Raw genomic sequence first — 5,716 nt, forward strand, 5'->3', positions numbered from 1 at the left:
ACCTTGAAATAGGCGACGCTATCGCCGCATTCCATGGCCTTTACGTTGTCTAGCCACCGATACAGATTGGCGTAATCGCCTTTGACACCGAGATCATAGGAAAGCCAAACCGTTTTTTGCATACGACCGAAACTCCCCAAAACAAATGACGATGCGCGCGTATCCCTGCTACGACGAGGCACTTCTGTCGCTTGGCAACGGTACGGGCTCCACGAGGGCCTCATGTTACCGTCGCTGGGGGAGCGGCGGAGGTCGACCGAAAGTACTAGTCAAATTGGACGTCCTGGTGCCGCGAAGCGCCAGTCCGGCGCCGGGCCCCGCGGACATGGTAGTAGCGATCCAGGTACCGCGACTACCACCATAACCCACTGTTTTTTATCACTTTTTTCATCCATCCAGTACCCCGCGAGCGGTCTGCGTGGCATAATCGACCGAACCGAAACGCCCGTGATTCGATTCACTTCCCCCGCACACCATGCCAAAGACTCTTTACGACAAGCTCTGGGATTCGCACGTCGTTCACACCGAAGAAGACGGCACCACCCTGCTTTACATCGATCGCCAACTGCTGCATGAAGTCACGAGCCCGCAAGCGTTCGAAGGCCTCAAGCTGGCCGAGCGTCCCGTCTGGCGCGTCAGCGCGAACCTGGCGGTGTCGGACCACAACGTGCCGACCACGGACCGCAGCCACGGCATTGCCGATCCGGTTTCGAAGCTGCAAGTCGATACGCTCGACGCCAACTGCGACGCCTTCGGCATCACCCAGTTCAAGATGAACGACCTGCGTCAGGGCATCGTTCATATCATCGGGCCCGAACAAGGCGCGACGCTGCCGGGCATGACGATCGTCTGCGGAGATTCGCACACGTCGACGCACGGCGCATTCGGCGCGCTTGCGCACGGCATCGGCACGTCGGAAGTGGAGCACGTGCTTGCCACGCAAACGCTGCTGCAGAAAAAGAGCAAGAACATGCTCGTCAAAGTCGAGGGGCAACTGCCGCGCGGCTGTACGGCGAAAGACATCGTGCTCGCGATCATCGGCAAGATCGGTACCGCGGGCGGCACCGGCTATGCCATCGAATTCGGCGGCTCGACCATTCGCGCACTCTCGATGGAAGGCCGCATGACCGTCTGCAATATGGCGATCGAAGCGGGCGCACGCGCCGGCATGGTCGCCGTGGACGACACGACGATCGACTACCTGAAAGGCCGCCCGTTCTCGCCGCAGGGCGCCGAATGGGACGTCGCCGTCGAGTACTGGCGCACGTTCACATCGGACCCGGGTGCCGTGTTCGATCGCGTGGTCGAACTCGATGCGACTCAGATCGTGCCGCAAGTCACGTGGGGCACCTCGCCCGAAATGGTCACGCCGATCGATTCGCGCGTGCCCGATCCCGAGCGCGAGAAAGACCCCGTCAAACGCGCGGCGATGGAACGGGCGCTGCAATATATGGCGCTCGAGCCGAACGTGCCGATGGAATCGATCAAGCTCGACAAGATCTTCATCGGCTCGTGCACGAACGCGCGCATCGAAGATCTGCGTGCCGCGGCGTATGTCGTGAAGAAACTCGGCCGCAAGGTGGCGTCCAATATCCGGCTCGCGATGGTCGTCCCGGGCTCGGGTCTCGTGAAGGCGCAAGCCGAGCGCGAAGGGCTCGACAAGGTGTTCCGGGAAGCAGGTTTCGAGTGGCGCGAGCCGGGCTGTTCGATGTGCCTCGCGATGAACGCCGACAGGCTGGAGCCGGGCGAGCGCTGCGCCTCCACGTCGAATCGCAATTTCGAAGGGCGGCAGGGCGCGGGCGGCCGCACCCATCTCGTGAGCCCGGCGATGGCGGCTGCCGCGGCCATCGAGGGACATTTCGTCGATATTCGCAAGCTGGGCTGAGGCGGAGCAACTGAACATGGATAAGTTCATCGTACATACGGGCATCGTCGCTCCCCTCGATCGTGAAAACGTCGATACGGACGCGATCATGCCGAAGCAGTTTTTGAAGTCGATCAAGCGCGCGGGCTTCGGTCCGAATCTGTTCGACGAGTGGCGCTATCTCGACCACGGCGAGCCGGGACAGGACAATTCGCGCCGCCCGCTCAACCCCGATTTCGTGCTCAATCAGCCGCGCTATCAAGGCGCGTCGGTTCTGCTCGCACGCAAGAATTTCGGCTGCGGCAGCTCGCGCGAACACGCGCCCTGGGCGTTGGAGCAGTACGGCTTTCGTGCGCTGATCGCACCGAGTTTTGCCGATATCTTCTTCAACAACTGCTTCAAGAACGGTCTGCTTCCGATCGTCCTGACGGAGCAGCAGGTCGATCACCTGTTCAACGAGACGTATGCGTTCAACGGCTATCAACTAACGATCGATCTCGCTGCGCAATGCGTTCGCACGCCGGACGGCCGCGAATATTCGTTCGAAGTCGACGCGTTTCGTAAGTACTGCTTATTGAACGGCCTCGACGACATCGGGCTGACGCTGCGGCAGGCCGACAAGATCCGCGCGTTCGAGGCGGAGCGGCTGGCAAAGCAGCCGTGGCTCGCTCACCGGATCGTCGGCTGAACTTCCCTCGGGGCCCGCGGTTCAAGTGGCTGCGGCAGTCCCTCAGACAACCCAACATCACGTACACAGGAAGGATGCATGAAGATTGCAGTGCTGCCCGGTGACGGCATCGGTCCGGAAATCGTCAAGGAAGCGGTCAAAGTGCTCGGCGCGCTCGGCGAGTCGTTCGAACTCGAGGAGGCGCCCGTCGGCGGCGCCGGCTACGAGGCACATGGCCACCCGCTGCCCGAGTCCACACTTGCGCTCGCGAAGGAGGCGGATGCCATCCTGTTCGGCGCCGTCGGCGATTGGAAATACGATTCGCTCGAACGCGCATTGCGTCCCGAGCAGGCCATTCTCGGTCTGCGCAAGCATCTGCAGCTCTTTGCCAACTTCCGTCCGGCGATCTGCTATCCCCAGCTGACCGGCGCATCGTCGCTCAAGCCCGAGATCGTCTCGGGGCTCGACATCCTCATCGTGCGCGAGCTCAACGGCGACATCTATTTCGGCGCGCCGCGCGGCATTCGCCCGGCACCCGACGGTGCATTCGAAGGGGAGCGCGAAGGCTTCGACACGATGCGCTACTCCGAGCCCGAAGTGCGCCGCATCGCGCATGTGGCGTTCCAGGCGGCGCAAAAGCGCGGCAAGCGGCTGACTTCGGTGGACAAGGCGAACGTGCTCGAAACGTCGCAGCTCTGGAAGGAAGTCATGATCGAGGTCGCCAAGGCGTACCCCGACGTGGAGCTTTCGCATATGTACGTCGACAATGCGGCGATGCAGCTCGTCAAGGCGCCGAAGTCGTTCGATGTGATCGTCACGGGCAACATGTTCGGCGACATCCTCTCGGACGAAGCGGCGATGCTGACGGGATCGATCGGCATGCTGCCGTCGGCTTCGCTCGACAAGAACAACAAGGGTCTTTACGAGCCCTCGCATGGTTCGGCGCCCGATATCGCGGGCAAGGGCGTGGCCAATCCGCTCGCCACGATTCTGTCGGCCGCGATGATGCTGCGCTATTCGCTGAACAAGGCGGAGCAAGCCGAGCGCATCGAAAAGGCGGTGCAAAAGGTGCTCGAAGCCGGATACCGGACGGGCGACATCGCTACACCGGGCTGCCGCCAGGTCGGCACGGCCGAGATGGGCGATGCGGTGCGCGCGGCATTGTAAGGACGTTTTCGTGTAGACTGTCGCGATGCTGCGAATCCCCTCTATCCCCTCGATAGCAACGCTCGTTGGCGCAACGCTCGGTGCGCAGGGATTCGCCATTGCCGGCGCCATTGGCGTGGCCGGCATCATTTCGATCAAAACGATTACCCCCAAAACGATCACGAAAAGCTGATCGTCCGCCGTGCCCGCCCGTCTTCCCCGCGCGGTCACGCCGGGCAAGGTTGCGGGGAAGCGTCCATTCGAAGGGATAATCATGAACGTAGGTCTCGTAGGTTGGCGCGGTATGGTCGGCAGCGTCCTGATGCAGCGTATGCAGCAAGAGGGCGATTTCGAGCTGATCGAGCCCGTTTTTTTCAGCACGAGCAACGCGGGCGGCAAAGCGCCGGCGTTCGCCAGGAACGAGACCCGGCTCAAAGACGCGACGAATATCGATGAGCTGAAAAAGTGCGATGTCGTCATCACGTGCCAGGGCGGCGACTACACGAACGAGGTCTTTCCGAAGCTGCGGGCGGCGGGCTGGAACGGATACTGGATCGATGCCGCATCGTCACTGCGGATGAAAGACGATGCCGTCATCATTCTCGATCCCGTGAACCTCGACGTCATCAAGGATGCGCTCGTCAAGGGCACGAAAAACTTCATCGGCGGCAACTGCACCGTCAGCCTGATGCTGATGGCGCTGGGCGGCCTCTTCCGCGAAAATCTCGTCGACTGGATGACGGCCATGACCTATCAGGCCGCATCGGGTGCCGGCGCGCAGAACATGCGTGAGCTGCTCGCGCAAATGGGCACGCTGCATGGCGCGGCCAAGGATGCGCTGGCCGATCCGTCGTCGGCCATTCTCGATATCGACCGCAGCGTGCTGGCGGCGATGACGAGCGACGCCATGCCGACCGACCACTTCGGCGTGCCGCTTGCCGGCTCGCTGATCCCGTGGATCGACAAGGACCTCGGCAACGGCATGTCCAAGGAAGAATGGAAGGGCGGCGCCGAGACGAACAAGATTCTGGGCAAGCCCGCGATGGGACAGCCGGGCTCGATTCCTGTCGACGGTCTTTGCGTGCGTATCGGTGCGATGCGGTGCCATTCGCAGGCGCTGACGATCAAGCTCAAGAAGGACGTCCCGCTCGACGAGATCGACGGCATCCTCGCGTCCGCCAACGATTGGGTGAAGGTCGTGCCGAACGAGCGCGAAGCGTCGATGCGCGAACTGTCGCCGGCCGTGGTCACGGGCACGCTTTCGGTGCCGGTCGGGCGGCTGCGCAAGCTGGCGATGGGCGGCGAATATCTATCGGCATTCACGGTGGGCGATCAGTTGCTCTGGGGCGCCGCGGAGCCGCTGCGCCGCATGCTGCGGATTTTGCTCGACAAGTGAAGCGTCATCGCAGGCTGGCGCGGTGGTCTTGCCGCGCTTCCTAACGTAAACTACGCGTTTGCGGCGTAGGACTGTAAAGGCGTCGCGCCGGTCGCGGCGCTTTTTTTTTGCCGATGGCGGTGAGCGCTTCTCCTGTCGGCCCGGAGGAAGTGCGGCAGGTGCTTCGAGCACCCATGGCCTCATGCAGAGCACATGTTCCAACCCATGCAAAGCTGCCGTATCAGATATTGTCCCTTTCCAAACGACATTCATGGCCGCGCCGCGATGCGCGGAACAACCACATGACAGCACGTTCGACCTCTCGCGCGCCTGTGTTGCGGACTGATGCCGATGCGCCGTACGCGCGCGGCGCGGCCGTTGGCATCGCCACTGCCACGGTGTTCGCGATTGCGGTCGCCACGACGGTCTTCGCGTCGCCGCGGGCCTTCGCAGCCGATTCGGCGAGCGCAGCCGCGGCGGCATCCGTCCCGGGTGCCGAGTCCGCGACCCAGGTTACGGTGAAGCCCGGGCAATCGCTGAACGACGTTGCCATTGCCGTCACGCAATCGCACGATCGCGCCGTGTTGTCTCGCGCGTCGAAAGCGATTTTCGATGCGAACCCTTCCTCGTTCATGCGAGGCGATCCGAGCCTCATGAAGCTCGG

General features: G+C 62.5%; 4 protein-coding genes and 1 pseudogene. All 5 read left to right on the top strand.

The window, feature by feature from the left end; all coding sequences use genetic code 11:
• Positions 1-475 precede the first annotated feature (475 nt).
• The gene (gene leuC / locus VGL01_RS22300) at positions 476-1,885 is read left to right on the top strand and encodes a 3-isopropylmalate dehydratase large subunit (protein ID WP_173256631.1); all 1,410 of its coding nucleotides are present in this window, start codon (positions 476-478) and stop codon (positions 1,883-1,885) included.
• 16 nt (positions 1,886-1,901) lie between these two features.
• Positions 1,902-2,552 (top strand): 3-isopropylmalate dehydratase small subunit, encoded by a 651-nt coding sequence (gene leuD / locus VGL01_RS22305; RefSeq protein WP_331573247.1) that lies wholly within the window; start codon positions 1,902-1,904, stop codon positions 2,550-2,552.
• A gap of 78 nt (positions 2,553-2,630) precedes the next feature.
• On the top strand, positions 2,631-3,698 hold the full coding sequence (gene leuB / locus VGL01_RS22310) for a 3-isopropylmalate dehydrogenase (protein ID WP_331573249.1): 1,068 nt from the start codon (positions 2,631-2,633) through the stop codon (positions 3,696-3,698).
• Positions 3,699-3,951: 253 nt separating this feature from the next.
• Positions 3,952-5,073 (top strand): aspartate-semialdehyde dehydrogenase, encoded by a 1,122-nt coding sequence (gene asd, locus VGL01_RS22315; protein WP_331573251.1) that lies wholly within the window; start codon positions 3,952-3,954, stop codon positions 5,071-5,073.
• 281 nt (positions 5,074-5,354) lie between these two features.
• Positions 5,355-5,716, top strand: a pseudogene (locus tag VGL01_RS22320) (pilus assembly protein FimV); the annotation flags it as partial.

Source organism: Trinickia sp. (genome assembly GCF_036503415.1).
In the GTDB taxonomy this organism is placed as follows: Bacteria; Pseudomonadota; Gammaproteobacteria; order Burkholderiales; family Burkholderiaceae; genus Trinickia.

What these genes read in the sequence shown, in the direction of transcription:
- asd (WP_331573251.1), top strand. Translation starts at nt 3,952, where the DNA reads ATGAACGTAGGTCTCGTAGGTTGGCGCGGTATGGTCGGCAGCGTCCTG.
- leuD (WP_331573247.1), top strand. Translation starts at nt 1,902, where the DNA reads ATGGATAAGTTCATCGTACATACGGGCATCGTCGCTCCCCTCGATCGT.
- leuC (WP_173256631.1), top strand. Translation starts at nt 476, where the DNA reads ATGCCAAAGACTCTTTACGACAAGCTCTGGGATTCGCACGTCGTTCAC.
- leuB (WP_331573249.1), top strand. Translation starts at nt 2,631, where the DNA reads ATGAAGATTGCAGTGCTGCCCGGTGACGGCATCGGTCCGGAAATCGTC.